14 protein-coding genes are annotated in these 14,594 nt (G+C 44.3%); all 14 read left to right on the forward strand.

The window, feature by feature from the left end; translation table 11 throughout:
* The first annotated feature begins 248 nt into the window (after positions 1-248).
* Positions 249-2,201 (forward strand): threonine--tRNA ligase, encoded by a 1,953-nt coding sequence (thrS, locus tag AABW11_RS13770; protein WP_340105697.1) that lies wholly within the window; start codon positions 249-251, stop codon positions 2,199-2,201.
* Between the two features lie 40 nt (positions 2,202-2,241).
* Complete coding sequence (infC, locus tag AABW11_RS13775) at positions 2,242-2,769, forward strand: translation initiation factor IF-3 (protein ID WP_340105740.1); 528 nt, start codon at positions 2,242-2,244, stop codon at positions 2,767-2,769.
* 71 nt (positions 2,770-2,840) lie between these two features.
* Positions 2,841-3,038 carry a 50S ribosomal protein L35 gene (gene rpmI / locus AABW11_RS13780; RefSeq protein ID WP_340105698.1) on the forward strand — a complete coding sequence of 66 codons (198 nt, stop codon included), beginning with the start codon at positions 2,841-2,843 and terminating at the stop codon, positions 3,036-3,038.
* Positions 3,039-3,075: 37 nt separating this feature from the next.
* A complete protein-coding gene (rplT, locus tag AABW11_RS13785) occupies positions 3,076-3,423 on the forward strand; it encodes a 50S ribosomal protein L20 (RefSeq protein WP_340105699.1) in 348 nt (115 codons plus the stop codon).
* Positions 3,424-3,715: 292 nt separating this feature from the next.
* On the forward strand, positions 3,716-4,723 hold the full coding sequence (gene pheS / locus AABW11_RS13790) for a phenylalanine--tRNA ligase subunit alpha (RefSeq protein ID WP_340105700.1): 1,008 nt from the start codon (positions 3,716-3,718) through the stop codon (positions 4,721-4,723).
* A 41-nt stretch (positions 4,724-4,764) separates the two neighbouring features.
* Positions 4,765-7,176 carry a phenylalanine--tRNA ligase subunit beta gene (pheT, locus tag AABW11_RS13795; protein ID WP_340105701.1) on the forward strand — a complete coding sequence of 804 codons (2,412 nt, stop codon included), beginning with the start codon at positions 4,765-4,767 and terminating at the stop codon, positions 7,174-7,176.
* 10 nt (positions 7,177-7,186) lie between these two features.
* Positions 7,187-7,432, forward strand: coding sequence for a hypothetical protein (locus AABW11_RS13800; protein WP_340105702.1), 246 nt, complete (start codon positions 7,187-7,189; stop codon positions 7,430-7,432).
* A gap of 7 nt (positions 7,433-7,439) precedes the next feature.
* On the forward strand, positions 7,440-7,730 hold the full coding sequence (locus tag AABW11_RS13805; RefSeq protein ID WP_340105703.1) for a cell division protein ZapA: 291 nt from the start codon (positions 7,440-7,442) through the stop codon (positions 7,728-7,730).
* Between the two features lie 48 nt (positions 7,731-7,778).
* Entirely contained in the window at positions 7,779-8,396 is a 618-nt protein-coding gene (gene trhA / locus AABW11_RS13810) for a PAQR family membrane homeostasis protein TrhA (RefSeq protein WP_340105704.1), read from the forward strand.
* A 201-nt stretch (positions 8,397-8,597) separates the two neighbouring features.
* The gene (locus AABW11_RS13815) at positions 8,598-9,413 is read left to right on the forward strand and encodes a TIGR00282 family metallophosphoesterase (RefSeq protein ID WP_340105705.1); all 816 of its coding nucleotides are present in this window, start codon (positions 8,598-8,600) and stop codon (positions 9,411-9,413) included.
* Positions 9,410-10,108 (forward strand): ABC transporter ATP-binding protein, encoded by a 699-nt coding sequence (locus tag AABW11_RS13820; RefSeq protein ID WP_340105706.1) that lies wholly within the window; start codon positions 9,410-9,412, stop codon positions 10,106-10,108. Before AABW11_RS13815 ends, AABW11_RS13820 begins: the two co-directional genes overlap by 4 nt.
* A gap of 81 nt (positions 10,109-10,189) precedes the next feature.
* On the forward strand, positions 10,190-10,876 hold the full coding sequence (locus AABW11_RS13825) for a tetratricopeptide repeat protein (protein WP_340105707.1): 687 nt from the start codon (positions 10,190-10,192) through the stop codon (positions 10,874-10,876).
* 316 nt (positions 10,877-11,192) lie between these two features.
* Entirely contained in the window at positions 11,193-12,476 is a 1,284-nt protein-coding gene (locus AABW11_RS13830) for an ATP-grasp domain-containing protein (protein ID WP_340105708.1), read from the forward strand.
* A gap of 1 nt (position 12,477) precedes the next feature.
* Entirely contained in the window at positions 12,478-14,523 is a 2,046-nt protein-coding gene (locus AABW11_RS13835; RefSeq protein WP_340105709.1) for a CocE/NonD family hydrolase, read from the forward strand.
* The last annotated feature ends 71 nt before the right edge of the window (positions 14,524-14,594 follow it).

Consider the following 14,594-nt stretch of genomic DNA (forward strand, 5'->3'; position numbering starts at 1 on the left):
GTCGAAAGAATTACGTCGTGATGGATCATCAGTTTTATGATTCATTAAATACGCCTTCTCAGTTCTCTATAGATATTTAGGTATTGATGAAGTCTGATCAGTTAATCATGTGCCGATTCCCTGTACCGGCTGTCCATATTAAAGTTTAATGCTATAAAATGATTTCGTATTTTTATCATATACTTTACATTAGTATAAACGCAATATATTAAATTTAATTTCTTTAAAAAGAGCTATTTAAAAACCTGATGCCCAACGACTCTATTACGTTAACTCTTCCTGATGGTGCTAAAAAAACATTTCCAAAAAATACAACCGGTTACGAGGTAGCTGAAAGTATTTCAACCGGTTTAGCCAGAAACGCACTGAGCATCACGTTTAACGCTTCAATTCTTGACCTTGACCGCCCTCTCAAATCCGACGGAGAAATAAGCATTAACACTTGGGAAGATGACGACGGAAAATATACCTTCTGGCATTCCTCCGCCCATATTCTTGCGGAAGCAATTCAGGAACTTTACCCTGATGCCAAGTTTGGAATAGGCCCTCCTATTGAAACTGGCTTCTATTACGACATCGATTTCGGAGGTCACTCGTTTGGCCAGGAAGACCTTGAAAAGGTTGAAGATAAAATGATTGAGATGGCTCGCAAAAAATCTGAATTCGAACGAGAAACCGTTGATCAGACTGAGGCTATAGAATATTATAAAAAGAAAGGCAACGAGTATAAAGTTGACCTTATCGAGGATCTGGACGACCAGGAAATTACGTTTTACACTCAGGGTAATTTTACAGATCTATGCAGAGGGCCCCATATCCCTCACACTGGACTTGTAAAGGCTGTGAAACTAACCAGCCTTGCCGGTGCATACTGGCGGGGTGATGTAGACAGCAAACAGCTTACGCGCATTTATGGCGTCTCGTTCCCAAAGCAAAAGCTTCTGAAAGAGCACCTCGAACAGGTTGAGGAAGCTAAGCGCCGTGATCATAAAAAGCTGGGCAAACAGCTCAAAATTTATATGATCGATCAAATGGTTGGCCCCGGGCTTCCGCTATGGCTGCCAAACGGAACGACACTGCGGCGAACACTTGAAGCCTTTTTACGTGATGAGCAGCTCAAAAGAGGTTACCAGGAAGTTATAACACCACATATTGCAAACCTCGAGCTGTACAAAACATCCGGACACTATCCCTACTATCAGGATTCACAGTTTAATCCGTTTGGTGTGGAAGGCGATGAATACATGCTAAAACCGATGAACTGCCCGCATCATCATAGAATTTATTCTTCGGATTTACGAAGCTACCGGGAACTTCCGATTCGGCTGGCAGAATTTGGGTCTGTCTATCGCTACGAACAGTCTGGCGAATTGAACGGTCTCTCCCGCGTAAGAGGCTTTACACAGGACGATGCCCATATTTATTGCACGCACGACCAGCTCAAAGATGAGATCAAAAACACTATTGAACTGACCCAGCACGTCTTTAACACGTTTGGGATGCCCGTCGATATCCGCCTTTCATTTCGGGATGATAATGACAAAAAATATGGTGGAAACTCAGAATACTGGGATCGTGCACAGGCTGAAATTAAAGAGGTAGCCGATGAGATGCAGCTCGACTACAGAGTTGCAAAAGGAGAAGCCAGTTTTTACGGTCCAAAAATAGACTTTATTATCAGGGATGCAATTGGCCGAAAATGGCAGCTTGGCACGGTACAGGTAGATTATGTAATGCCTGAGCGGTTTGATCTGACGTACGTTGGATCCGACAATGACAAACATCGCCCGGTTATTATTCACCGCGCACCGTTTGGATCGATGGAGCGTTTCGTGAGTATCTTGATAGAGCACTTTGCCGGCGACTTCCCCCTCTGGCTTGCACCGCTACAGGCTAAAGTTCTTCCTATATCGGAAGATTATTCAGAATATGCCGCAAATGTTGAATCGGAATTAAAAGCCATTGGAATGCGGGTTGAAATGGATAACCGCAGTGAACAGATCGGATCAAAAATCCGCGACGCCGAAACATCGAAAATACCCTATATGATTATTGTTGGGTCAGATGAGCAGGATAACGACTCAGTTTCTGTTCGCCGCCACAAACAAGGTGATATTGGAACGTTTCCACTTAAAGATTTTATTTATAAATTAAACGAGGAAGTCAATCAAAAACAGCTTCCTCCCACACATAACAGTTAATTAAATTTAAATATTGAGGTAACTTATCGCAAGACGAAGAATACAACGAAGAAAAAGGAATGATGACCGCCCGAATATCAATGATGAAATTCGAGCTAGTGAAGTACGGCTCATTCGTCCGGACGAGGAACATGAAATAGTGCCCCTTGAGCGTGCACTTGAAATTGCAGAGCAATTTAAACTTGACCTTGTAGAAGTTGCACCCGACGCCAAACCACCGGTATGTAAAATTATCGATTTTGGTAAATTTATGTACGAGAAGAAAAAGAAAGAGAAAGAAGCGAAGAAGAAGCAACATACTATCCAGGTGAAAGAGCTTCGTTTCCGTCCACAAACCGATGACCACGATCTTGAATTTAAAACTCGTCATGCCCGGGAGTTTCTCGAGGGCGGGGATAAAGTGAAAGCGACGGTCCAATTTCGAGGCCGGGACATGCTCTATACAGAACAGGGAAAAGAGCTTCTTCAAAACCTTGCTGAAGAGCTTGAAGATGTCAGTAAAATTGAATCGAATCCAACGATGGAAGGCCGGCGGATGATTATGATTTTGGCACCTGAAAAAAATTAATCTGTGCTTTATTCAGGAATTAAATATCCATATCTTTCTAATCTTTAATTTTTCAGGAAATAGAAGAAGTTATGCCTAAAATGAAATCAAACAGTGGTGCTAAAAAGCGATTTAAGCGAACCGGTTCCGGCAAGCTTAAGCGTAAGAAAGCTTATAAACGCCACATTCTTACTAAGAAATCACCTAAACGAAAAAATCAGCTCGGGAAAAGCACTCTTGTTCATGAAAATGATCAAAAGTCGATTGATAAGCTTCTCCCTTACATCTAATTTTTTTTTCAATACTAACTTTTAAAAACGTTATAAAATGCCACGATCAAGAAATTTGGTGGCTTCCCGTCGCCGTCGCCGTAAGATTTTAAATAAGGCGAAAGGTTACTGGGGCAGACGTAAAAACGTTTATACTGTAGCAAAAAATGCGGTTGAAAAAGGTATGTTATACCAATACCGCGATCGAAAAAACCGGAAACGGACTTTTCGAAGGCTATGGATCACACGTATCAATGCTGCTGCCCGGTTGAACGGAACCACCTACTCAAATCTCATCCATGGTATGAAAACCAACGAGATGGAAATCAACCGGAAGATGTTAGCGGATATCGCAGTACGTGATCCCGAAACATTTTCTGAAATTGTTAAAGAAGCTTCTAAGTAAACGCTTCTGAACAAATTTAAACCGACAGCTTCATTCATTTGAACTGTCGGTTTTTTTATATTTAATGGTCATGTAAATGCTCTGTCACATAGTCATTCCGCACTTTGATGCGTAATCTCCCGTATCTTTGACGTTTCTGAATAATAATTGGGCACTATTTACCTGTTGTATTTTCAGCAGTTTAAAGACTTCAAACAGACCTTGCTGAATCTCTTTGTACTGCACGTTTCAAAGATATTAAATACCGGAATCTGCTTAAATAAATTTATTACCTGTCAATTCTTTAAACACTATGATTGAAAAAATTGCGAACCTGAAAAATGAGATTTCGTCATTTACTATTAATAATAATGAGGATCTCGAGAATTTCAGGTTAGAATTTCTCTCGCGAAACGGGAAAATACAGGATATGTTCAAGTTGATGGGATCTGTCCCAAAGGAGGATAAAGCCAGCGTTGGGAAGGCAATGAACGAGGTGAAAAACCTTGCTCAGAATAAATATGACGAAGCAAAAGCAAATCTGCATAAAAAGAAAAAGAAATCTTTTGGTGCATCTGATGACATTTCCCTTCCAATGCCTCCCCGCTACACTGGGTCACTGCATCCGCTGACCAAAGCACTGAATGAGATTAAGCAGATTTTCCTGCGGCTTGGGTTTAACATCGCTGATGGTCCGGAGCTCGAAGATGATTTTCACAACTTTACGGCGCTTAACTTCCCGCCCGATCACCCCGCACGAGACATGCAGGATACGTTTTTTGTGAGGCGATCCGATGAACATCCTGATAAAAACCAGGTCCTCCGTACTCACACATCTCCCGTTCAGATACGGCTGATGAAGCATAAGGAACTTCCCATTAGATCAATCATGCCGGGCCGGGTCTACAGAAACGAAGCGGTGACAGCCAAATCATACTTTCAATTCAACCAGGTAGAAGGCCTCTATGTTGATGAAAACGTAACACTTGGCGAACTGATAGAGACGCTTGTCATGTTTGCAAAACTGATGTACGGAAGTGACGTCAAATACAGGGTCCGTCCCTCCTTCTTCCCGTTTACCGAACCAAGCATGGAAATGGATATCTGGTGGGAAAACGAACAGGGCGGCCAGTGGCTTGAAATTCTCGGAGCCGGAATGGTTGACCCCAATGTATTTAATGCCGTAAACGTAGATGCTGAAAAATATACCGGGTTTGCTTTTGGTATGGGCGTCGACCGGATTGCACTCCTTCGCTACGGAATCGATGATATCCGCACGCTTTACGAGAATGATATTCGCGTACTCCAGCAGTTCAAGTAATTCAAAACTCCGCTCACGCTAAAAGCTTTACTCTATAGTCTATGAAAATTTCTGTAAACTGGCTCAGACAATACGTTGAGACCGATCTATCTGACCACGACATCGCCGAAAAACTAACTCTTCTTGGCCTCGAAGTTGAAGAAATTGAACGAACCGGCCACGACTTTGACCAGATGGTGGTAGGCCATGTTGACGATGTTCGCCCTCACCCTAATGCAGATAAACTTCAAATCTGCGATGTTAATATCGGATCCGACGTATCACAAATTATATGCGGAGCACCGAATGTAGCGGCAGGCCAAAAAGTGGCTGTCGCAACGGTAGGCGCAACGATGCCGGTCCCCACTCCCGATGGCGATTTCCTTACCATCAAAAAAGTGAAACTACGGGGCGAACCGTCTGAAGGAATGATCTGCTCGGAGGCTGAGCTTGGGCTTAGCGACGATCACTCCGGCATCATGGTGCTGGACGACTCACTTGAGCCTGGAACGCCTTTAAACGACGCACTTGACGCCGAAGCCGACACCGTTCTTGAAATCGGGCTCACCCCCAATCGGCCGGATGCAGCCTGCCACATTGGAGTGGCCCGTGATCTGGCTGCCGTGCTTAAAACTGATCTGAAGCATCCTTATGAGGAAGTGGCTTCATCAAAGCAAGACCTGTCTGATTACATTTCGATTGACATCAAAAATCCGGAGAAATGTCACCGATATGCTGCGTTAATGATAAAAGATGTGACTGTTCAGGAATCTCCAAACTGGCTGAAAAAGAGGCTCCGGGCCATTGGCTTGCGCCCAATCAACAACATTGTGGATGTAACAAACTTTGTGCTTCACGAGATTGGCCAGCCGCTCCACGCATTTGATTACGATAAGATTGCCGGTAAAAAAATTGTGGTCCGGGATTTTGATGAGAAAAAAGAGTTTATCACGCTGGATGATACAACTCGCAAGGTTGCTGCTGGAACATTGTTTATTTGTGATGGAGACCGGCCGCTTGCAATTGCCGGCATTATGGGCGGCGAAGAGTCTGAAGTAAGTAACAATACATCGTCAGTTCTGATTGAAAGCGCCTATTTTGATCCCTCCTCAACCCGGAAATCCGCAAAAAGACTTGCTCTGCAGACCGATAGCTCCTATAGGTTCGAGCGCGGAATTGACCCCACGATACAGCTTAAAGCCGGACGGCGGGCTGCAGAACTGATTGCCGACGTTTCCGGCGGTACAATTGTCGATGGCTATACGGACGTTCATCCGGTTCAACCGGAACAGCTAACCGTTAACCTGCGAACATCAAGAGTCAATCATCTTCTTGGAACTGAGCTTCCACAAAAAGAAGTCATAGAGATTTTAAACCAACTGGAGTTCAGTACCTCTGCAAAGGATAAAGACGTGGTCAGCTGTGTAGTCCCCTATTTCAGGCCGGATGTTACCCGCGAGGTTGACCTTATTGAGGAAGTTGGCCGTGTATTCGACTACAACAATATTCCCAAGCCTGATTCATCACCATTTGTTACACCTGAACCGCTGACCGACTGGGAAGAACTGAACAATCGCCTGCGTAAGATTGCCGTTTCTCTATCTTATAAAGAAATTTCAACCAATTCACTGCTATCAAAAAAAGAAGCAGACTTACTAAGCGATGAGTCGAAACATGTGGTGACCCTGAACCCTGTGTCGCAGGAAAATACCACCCTTCGTCCGGCACTTGCAGGTGGATTTTTAAAGGCTGTAAAGTTTAACCTGCATCGGAATGAAGACAGGCTTCGGTTCTTTGAAGTGGGGCATGTGTTCGAAAAAAATGGAAAAGGAACGTGGATCGAAGGCATCAAAGAGCACTCGCGGTTGCTGATGGGACTCTCCGGTTATCGCACTCGCGATAGCTGGACCGGTGATGCCCAACCGTTTACTATTTTTGACCTTAAAGAGGACGTAGAAGCCCTGTTTGAAACACTCGGAATCCGGGATCACATTACCCAGCATGCTGTGAATAACTACTCCCTTGAGTATAAAACTGGAGATACAACCATTGCCAGTCTATCCATTGCGGATGAAAAAATCCGTAAAGGGTTTGATGTGGATCACGAGGCCTACATCGCAGAAGTAGATATCACGATATTATCTGATCTTGACCTGATTTCTGAAGATGTTAGGTACAACAAAGTATCCAAATATCCCGCGTTTGATTTTGATGCTGCCTTCGTGGTCGATTCCGACATACGTGCGGGTGATCTCGAGCAATCTATTCGTGAAGAAGCGGGATCCGCGCTTAAATCAGTCCACGTATTTGATGTGTATGAAGGAGAAAATATCGGCGAAGATAAAAAAAGTATTGCATTTAGACTCTCTTTTTTAGATTCTAATAAGACATTGACGATCAACGATGTGGAACCCATAGTTAAAAAAGTTGTAAACCAGTTAGATCGTACCTACAATGCAAAGTTAAGATCATAGACATGCACCCATGGCCGACATTGAATCGCAACAAGAAACGTTTTCGAGCTACCTTGACCAAATCCGCAAACAAGTTGCCCTTCTGAAGAAACAAAACAAGGATCTGAAAAGGGAAAATCTTCGGCTCACTGACAAGCTTGAAAAAGCTCAGAAAAAACAAGGGGACATTTTTTCGGAGATTAGCGAGTCGGAACGAATAGCGATGCGCCACCAGGTAAAGAGCCTGATTAGTAAGATCAGTAAACATATCGATTAGTAGAGCTATGCAAGCCATTAAAGTAACAATATTAGGGAAACAGATACCGTTAAAGGTAGAAGATGGCGAAGTTGAAAGCATGAAGCGCATTGCAGATTTCGTGGATGAAAAATTTAAGCTGTACCGACAGGAGCTTACCAATCAACCCGACTCAACCGCTATGATTCTCGCCTCACTCAGCATAGCGGGTGAACTGTTTGAATTACGACAGGAAATTCGGGAATATGAAGACAGTGAAGGAGAACTTATGAAGCAAGTAAACAGCGAAATGGAAAAATTAATATCAGATATTTCCTGAGATCTCTTGCAGGGAATTGATTCCGTTTATAAATAGTTTTATTGATGTATGTATAAAGGCGAGCGTTTTAATAGTTATACCCATCTTGCCGGAACCGTTTTTTCCGCAGTTGGTTTTATTTTTCTACTCTACCTGGCTTTTACCAAAGGTGATGCCTGGAAAATTACGAGTTTTGCAATCTACGGGTTTACCCTGATGCTGCTCTATACATTTTCAACGCTCTATCACAGCTTCCAGGGCAAGCTTAAAAAAATCTTCCAGAAGCTTGATCACATTTCAATTTACCTGCTCATTGCTGGCTCATATACACCGTTTACAATGGTCACCCTTCGCGGCGAAACAGGCTGGACTATATTTGCCATCGTCTGGGGGCTTGCCACGCTGGGTATCATCATTGATCTCATTCCAAGTAAAGGCCATCGTATTTTTCCGCTTATTATTTATTTGATGATGGGCTGGCTTGCCGTTATCATTGCCGAACCGCTTGTTGAAGGTCTTACTACACCCGGATTCTACTGGCTAATAGCCGGTGGTATGTTCTACACGTTTGGCGTAATATTCTACGCGCTCGATTCGCAGCACCGATTTTCACACGGCATCTGGCACCTATTCGTGTTAGCCGGAAGCCTCTGCCATTTCGTTACGGTTGCCGGATACGTTGCTTGAGATCTTTTTTTCTGCTATAAAGTTATCCCGAAGCCTCGGGACGGGATCCCCCATCTTTTTGAAGCTTTTGAAAGTCGTTTCAATCCTTATCTTTATCACTTGATTAGTAGTTGTGCTATGAGCAATCCTTTAAACAATCCATCTTCAAACTTATCGCCTTAATTTTGTACCTTTCCCATCTTTTGAAACCCAACAGCCATCATGCCAAACAACTCAGCAAAGATCTTCTTCATTGCCGATATCGTCGGGGAAGCCGGGCTAAACTTTCTCAACACGATGCTGCCTCCTCTTATTGAAAAACACTCGCCTGACTTCATCATTGCCAATGGTGAAAACTCCCATGAAGGAAGAGGTATCAACCGGGAAATCGTAAAGAACTTATACGACCTTGGCGTAAATGTTATCACAGGAGGAAATCACTCTTTTGACAAGTGGAAGATTTTCTCCTACATGAAGAGTGACCCCAACCTGCTGCGGCCGCTAAACTACCCCAAAGGAAATGCAGGCTATGGATATGGAATTTATGATATACCTGGCACCGATAAGAAAATCGGCGTGCTGAATCTGCAAGGACGTACCTTCATGCAGCCGATTGATGATCCGTTTTCCACATCTGACTGGGCCATAGAAAAAATCAAAGAGGAAACCGATATCATTTTTGTTGATTTCCATGCAGAAGCTACTGCAGAAAAAATCTCCATGGCCTGGCAGCTCGATGGCAGAGTCTCTGTGATGGTGGGCACACACACGCACGTTCCGACGAACGATGCACGAATCTTCCCCAACGGCATGGGTTATGTCACGGATGCCGGTATGACCGGCCCGTTTAACTCGGTGATAGGCATGAAGAAAAAAACATCCATCAACCGTTTCCTGCTGGGCACACCACAGCGATTTCATGTTGCCGAAAAAGATAATCACCTTTGCGGCGTTATTGCCACAGTTGATCTTGACTCAGCAAAATGCAGCGAGATTCAATCGATTATTTTCCCGGAATTCCAGAACAAAACTGAATGACTTCATCACCCCAGCCTGTGCTTCGGGCTCAGAACATCGCAAAGAGTTTTAAGGGCGATTCTGAGTCCGGCCGCCTTGACATCTTGACTGACGTTAATCTGAGTATCGGCAAATCAGAGATTATCGCCATTATCGGGTCGAGCGGATGCGGCAAAAGTACGCTGCTTCATATTCTCGGCGGCCTCGACCAGCCAAACGATGGATCAGTAAAATGGGGCGATCAATCGATCTACGATTTGAAATCTGATAATCTTGCCGATCTTCGAAATCGAAATGTAGGGTTTGTCTTCCAATTTCATCACCTGCTGCCCGAATTTACGGCTATAGAAAATGTGATGATGCCGGGTTTTATACGTGGTCTTCCCGAGGACGAAGCAGAAGAAAGGGCCTCTGCCCTGCTTGGCCGCCTTGGCCTTGACGGTCGGCTGACTCATCGCCCCTCGCAGCTATCCGGCGGCGAGCAGCAGCGGGTCTCGATGGCGCGTGCCTTGATGAATGAGCCGTCAATGATACTGGCTGATGAACCCACTGGTAACCTTGATGAGGCCAATACGGAATCGATCCTTGCTCAGCTTTTTGAGCTCCGTGAAGACCGGGAACTCTCCATTGCACTCATCACCCACGAGAAAGAAATAGCAGACCGGTGCGATGTTGTGTATGAGCTTCATAATGGTGTTCTTCACCGGCTGGACTAACAAATGTTTTTCACTTGGTTAAAACCCTAAACAGTGATAACTTTCATAGCTGTAATAAAAAATAATTGATAGCACGTTTATATGAGTAAGGGACTTAAAAAAGAAGATTTAGAACAGGATATTCTCATTGAATATTCATCACGGTTCATGTATTACTACGAAAACAATAAAGCCACTGTAATCGGGGGCGCTATTGGCTTATTGTTGGTTATTGGATTGATCATCGGATACTTCGTGTACTCCGGCCAGCAGGAACAGGAAGCACAAAATCTACTCGGTATTGCTGAAGAGCAGCTCATGCAGGGTAATTATGAAACAGCCCTCTACGGAAATGAACAAGATTTCACGCTCGGGTTTGAACAGATATCCAATAACTATCCCCGTACCAGCGCCGGAAACCTTGCAACTTACTACGCTTCTGTTTCTGAATATGAGCTTGGGAACTATGAAAATGCCCTTCAGCGTATACAAAATTTCGATGTGCCGGACGGTATTATGGGAGTTGCGCCGCTTTCACTGAATGCAATCATACTCTCTGAGCTGGATCGATTTGAGGAAGCCGGGCAGAAATATTTAGAAGCCGCAGAATGGAATATTAATGATTCCACAACGCCCTATAATTTGATGGAAGCAGCAATAGCATTCAGAGAAGCCGGCGATACAGATCGTGCACTCGAAATGGTTGACAGAGTACTGGAAGACTATCCAAACAGCCAGCAGGCTGCCGAAGCTAAACGAATGAGGGGTCTGCTGACGCGACCCGTTTAATACCAAATTTTGTTTCCAACTTTCTAAAAAATCCGCTGTCATTCCTGGCTGCGGATTTTTTTATGTTTATCAGTTAGCGGTAGTACTCACATCAATAAAGTATACCCTCCTCTTGATCTATATTTGACCTTATGACTTTTTTATTGGACTTAAATAGTATGTATTTCATCATAAAGTTTAAATCCATCTACAGGATCAATTGATACTCGAATTATATGCTTTAAAGCACTGTTACGTAGGTAAATGGATAAAATGACAAATATTTTAATGTCATCTAATCAACTTATGCAAGATTAACTTCTAAGAGGTACATATTTTGAAAAAGAGAGTTTGTGTAATCGGAGTTGATGAATTCAATTCAAAAAAACTAAATGCATTTGAGGGGGCACAGGAGTACGACTATCATTCTATTTTAGAAGTATCTGAACTGCAGCATTGCGAGACATACGACATGGCAGAGCTGATGAGCAAAGCAATGGATCAAATTGATGATATGGATGAGACACCTGATGCTATTGTCGGATTTTGGAATTTCCCGGTAACCTGTCTCACCCCTATGCTCGCCCGGGAATATAATCTTCCTCACCTGCCCCTTGATGCCCTAATAAAATGTGAGCATAAGTACCTTGGCCGACTTGAGCAAGAGAAGATCATTCCGGATAAAGTGCCGGCATTTGATATCGTAAATCCCTTTCATTCAAGCCCATATGAAAGTGTTTCAATCGACTTTCCATTCTGGCTGAAACCGATCCAGTCATTTGCTTCACAGCTAAGTTTCAAAATTGAGAACAAAAAGGACTTTGATGAGGCATTGACCGTCATCAGAGATAAAATTCACAGGTTTGCAGACCCCTTCAACTATGTTTTGGATAAAGTTGAATTGCCGGAGAGTATTAAGGGAATCGATGGCTATTATTGTATTGCTGAAGAAGCCTTACCCGGAGTACAGGCCACAGTTGAAGGATACGTTCACAATGGTAATATCGATTTTATTGGTGCTTTCGATTCAAAAAGACATCGGCATCACGAAACATTCTTCAGTTATGAGTATCCTGCCAATCTGGACCAGAAATCTATCGCCAACATTGAAAAAACTTCGACAAAGATTTTAAAAAACTTTGGATACGACAACAGTTCATTTAACATTGAATATTTTTACGATAAGGATAACGACGACTTCTGGATACTGGAAATAAACCCCCGGATCTCCCAGTCACACTCCGATCCTTTTCAGAAGGTAGATGGTGCACCTAATCATAAATCAATGGTGGAAGTAGCTCTTGGGGAGAGTCCGGAGTTCCCTCATCGCAAAGGAGACTTCAAAGTGGCCGCTAAATTTTATTATCGTGTTTTTGACGATGGAGTTATTACAAAAGTCCCCGGCGACGATGATCTTGAAGCCATCAGGAAAGAGATGCCCGATATGGAAATTAAAATATGGGTTGATGAAGGAGTACGGCTATCTGAGCTCCACGACCAGGATAGCTATAGCTATAAACTTGCTTCTGTTTATTTAGGAGCAGAAAACAAAAAGAAGCTCTACGATAAACGAGATCGCTGTTTTGACCTGTTAAATTTTAAAATAGATTCTACCGAATAATATGGCTTCTGATTACAAAGAGGTATCAACGTTTCCGCATAATGTAATCGAAAAAGAAAATGTATGGATAAAAATGAAGGACGGCACCCGGCTCGGGGCGAGAATTTGGATGCCTGAATCTGCCCCGGAAAAGCCGGTACCTGCCATCATGGAGTATATCCCCTATCGCAAGAGGGATCATACAAGACCTTATGATGATATCATGCATCGGTATTTTGCCGGTCATGGCTACGCTTGTCTCAGGATTGATATGCGGGGCAGCGGCGAATCGGAAGGTATTTTAGCTGATGAATACCTTGCTATTGAGCTTGAAGATGGCAAACAGGCGATCCAGTGGATAGCCAATCAACCCTGGTGTTCGGGGAATGTAGGGATGATCGGGATTTCCTGGGGGGGATTTAATGGCCTTCAAATAGCCGCTATGAAACCGCCGGAACTCAAATCCGTGATCACTGTTTGCTCAACCGATGATCGATATACCGACGATATCCACTACATGGGTGGGTGTCATTTAGGAGATAATCTGTCGTGGGCATCCACAATGTTCGACCGCTCGACCTGTCCGCCTGATCCTGATCTGGTAGGAAACCGCTGGAAAAATATGTGGATGAACCGCCTGGAGAACAGCGACTTATGGCTCCGAAAATGGCTGGAGCATCAGCGCAAAGACGAGTATTGGAAGCACGGTTCTGTTAATGAAGATTACAGCCTTATAGACTGCCCGGTAATGTGCGTGAGCGGATGGGCTGATGGATACTCAAATTCCGTTTTCCGTCTGCTCGATGGCCTTGATGTTCCCCGTTTAGGGCTGATCGGACCGTGGGGTCACACCTACCCACACCTGGGAAGTCCGGGACCTGCAATCGGATTTTTACAGGAATCACTGAGATGGTGGGATAAGTGGCTGAAAGATGTAGAAACCGGCATCATGGAGGAGCCAATGCTTCGTGCCTGGATGCAGGACGCCATGTCTCCTCACACTAGTTATGAGGAACGCCCGGGGCGCTGGGTAGGTGAAAACGAATGGCCCTCAGATCGCATAACCCATGAATCAGTTCGTCTTACGAGTGATAATAACCTGACCTTTCCCGGCGATGATCATGACAATGAAGCAGAGAAGGTCAGGCAGGTTCGGTCTCCGCTATCAGTGGGACTCGCTGCAGGTAAATGGTGTTCGTACAGCGCGATGCCCGATCTGCCGGGTGATCAGCGAGAAGATGACGGCGGGTCACTTGTGTATGAGTCAGAAGTACTGACCGAACCCCTTGAAATTCTCGGCTCCCCGATTGTAGACCTCGAATTCTCCGTTGACAAGCCTCTTGCCATGGCGGCTGTACGGCTATCTGATGTAGCCCCAAATGGTGAGAGCACACGCGTAACCTTTGGGTTATTAAATTTAGCTCACCGCAATAGCCATGAAAACCCGCAGCCGCTTGAACCTAATAAAAGATATCAGGTCCGTATTGAACTCAATGGTATTGCCCATAACTTTCCCACCGGTCACCGGCTTAGAGTTTCTGTCTCTACGTCCTATTGGCCACTCTGCTGGCCGTCCCCTGAACCCGTGACATTGAGTGTCTACCACGATAAGTCCAGTTTATTCCTTCCACAGAGAGAGCCTCAGCCGGACGTGGATGACCGCATTGCGTTTGATGAGCCTGAAGGCGCTGTCGGTCCTGAAATGTCGGTCATAGAATCGCCCAAAAACAACTGGATCGTTTCACGGGATTTAGCAGAAAACTCATCCACTTTAAAAGTGATTAATGATAGCGGCATCCGAAAAATTGAAGAGATTGACCTGGAAATTGAACGACGGTCCACTGAATATTATACGTCTGTGGCAAACGATCACGAATCTCCAACCGGCAAGGTTATTACGAACCGCAGCTACAAACGAGGCGACTGGCACGTTAGAACCAAGACCCGAACAGTACTCAGCTGCAGTAAAACACATTACCACATCCGGGCAGAGCTGGATGCTTTTGAAAACGGGCATCGCTTTTTTAGCAAGAACTGGGATGAGAAAGTGCCACGGGATTGTATGTAAGTACATGTGAGTGTACAAAGATTCCCGAGCCAAACTTTCTGCATTTGATTTAATGGCATATAACGAGTTTG

The sequence above is a fragment of the Rhodohalobacter sp. 8-1 genome (assembly GCF_038150125.1).
GTDB lineage: Bacteria > Bacteroidota > Rhodothermia > Balneolales > Balneolaceae > SW132.

Bases quoted from the DNA above. Each gene is read 5' to 3' on its own strand.
- thrS (WP_340105697.1), top strand. From the start codon at position 249: ATGCCCAACGACTCTATTACGTTAACTCTTCCTGATGGTGCTAAAAAA.
- rpmI (WP_340105698.1), top strand. From the start codon at position 2,841: ATGCCTAAAATGAAATCAAACAGTGGTGCTAAAAAGCGATTTAAGCGA.
- rplT (WP_340105699.1), top strand. From the start codon at position 3,076: ATGCCACGATCAAGAAATTTGGTGGCTTCCCGTCGCCGTCGCCGTAAG.
- pheS (WP_340105700.1), top strand. From the start codon at position 3,716: ATGATTGAAAAAATTGCGAACCTGAAAAATGAGATTTCGTCATTTACT.
- pheT (WP_340105701.1), top strand. From the start codon at position 4,765: ATGAAAATTTCTGTAAACTGGCTCAGACAATACGTTGAGACCGATCTA.
- AABW11_RS13800 (WP_340105702.1), top strand. From the start codon at position 7,187: ATGGCCGACATTGAATCGCAACAAGAAACGTTTTCGAGCTACCTTGAC.
- AABW11_RS13805 (WP_340105703.1), top strand. From the start codon at position 7,440: ATGCAAGCCATTAAAGTAACAATATTAGGGAAACAGATACCGTTAAAG.
- trhA (WP_340105704.1), top strand. From the start codon at position 7,779: ATGTATAAAGGCGAGCGTTTTAATAGTTATACCCATCTTGCCGGAACC.
- AABW11_RS13815 (WP_340105705.1), top strand. From the start codon at position 8,598: ATGCCAAACAACTCAGCAAAGATCTTCTTCATTGCCGATATCGTCGGG.
- AABW11_RS13820 (WP_340105706.1), top strand. From the start codon at position 9,410: ATGACTTCATCACCCCAGCCTGTGCTTCGGGCTCAGAACATCGCAAAG.
- AABW11_RS13825 (WP_340105707.1), top strand. From the start codon at position 10,190: ATGAGTAAGGGACTTAAAAAAGAAGATTTAGAACAGGATATTCTCATT.
- AABW11_RS13835 (WP_340105709.1), top strand. From the start codon at position 12,478: ATGGCTTCTGATTACAAAGAGGTATCAACGTTTCCGCATAATGTAATC.